General features: G+C 60.9%; 1 protein-coding gene. It reads left to right on the forward strand.

Going from position 1 to position 1,367, the window contains the following annotated elements:
* Positions 1-70: 70 nt before the first annotated feature.
* A protein-coding gene (locus K0F86_RS27140; RefSeq protein ID WP_374197331.1) for an IS3 family transposase occupies positions 71-1,329 on the forward strand; the annotation gives its coding sequence in 2 pieces (ribosomal slippage) (positions 71-419 and positions 419-1,329; 1,260 coding nt in all).
* Positions 1,330-1,367 lie beyond the last annotated feature (38 nt).

Here is a 1,367-nt window from a genome sequence, read left to right on the forward strand (position 1 = left end):
TGAAATAGCCCCTTGATTCACCAGACACAGCCTATGCGTTATTCTTACGGATAGGAATAGGACTGTGCATATGACTAGGAACAAGCAAACAATCGAGGTGGTGACGGTGAGCCAGGAGCGCCGCAGGCGCTGGTCTGCCGAGGAAAAAGCGGCGCTGGTACGCGAGACTTACGAGCCAGGCATGAACGTGTCGCTGGTCGCTCGCAAGCACGGCGTCGGTGCAAGCCAGTTGTTCAACTGGCGCAAGCTCGAACGGGAAGGCGCGCTAACGGCGGTCACTGCTGGCGAATCGGTGGTGCCGGCGAGCGAACTGGCCGCTGCGCGCGCGCAGATAGCCCAGTTGCAGCGCATGCTCGGCAAGAAAACGATGGAGGCAGAAATCCTGAAGGAGGCCGTCGAGTTCGCTCGCGAAAAAAAGTGGATTGCGCGCTCGCCCTTGTCGGGCAAGGACGACCAGTGAAGCCGGTCTGCTCTGCCCTTGGCGTAGCGCGCTCACACGTCGCCCAACTGCTGGTTCGTCCCGCAGAGTGGATCGACGGGCGCACCATGCAGACGTTCCACCAGCCTGCCGACGCCATCCTGGTCGACGCCGTGCGCGCCGAGATTACGGCGCTGCCGACCTATGGCTACCGCCGGGCTGGCGCTCTGGTCAACCGCACGCGCGCCTTGATGGGCCTGCCAGCAATCAATCACAAACGGTTTTATCGCGTGATGAAAGCGAACAGTTTGCTGCTACCCAAGGCGCCCAAACGCCCAGTGAGCAGCCGCGTGCACAATGGCGTGGTGGCGGTGGACGAACCCAATCAGCGCTGGTGCTCGGACGGCTTCGAGATCGCCTGCGACAACGGCGAAGTGGTGACCGGTGTGTTCATGAAGGATTGCTGTGACCGAGAAATCATTGCCTGGCGTGCGTGGGCCGAACGTGGCTTGCCTGGCGAGCCCGTGCGCGACATGCTGGTGGAAGCGGTCGAGACAAGATTCGGCCAGGCCAGCGTCGGCTCGACCAGGCTGGAATTCTTGAGCGACAACGGCGGCGCCTATCGAGCCCATGAAACGCACGCGCTGGTGCGCGCACTTGGGATTGAACCGGTGCACACGCCGGTATGCAGCCCGCAGTCGAACGGCATTGCTGAAAGCTTCGTGAACACGTTTAAACGGGACTACGTGAACTTGATGGACCGCAGCAGCGCAGAAATCGTTCTGGCTCAACTGCCAGACGCCTTTATGCACTTCAACGAGGTCCATCCGCATTCGTCGCTGAAATGGAAATCACCTCGCATGTTCAGGAGGGAGCTGGCGCGCCGGGCTCAGGAAAGCGGCGCTAACTAAACGATTGGCTGTGTCCGGTTATACGGGGGCAAGATCAC

It is taken from the genome of Janthinobacterium sp. UMAB-60 (genome assembly GCF_900095235.1).
In the GTDB taxonomy this organism is placed as follows: Bacteria; Pseudomonadota; Gammaproteobacteria; order Burkholderiales; family Burkholderiaceae_D; genus Janthinobacterium.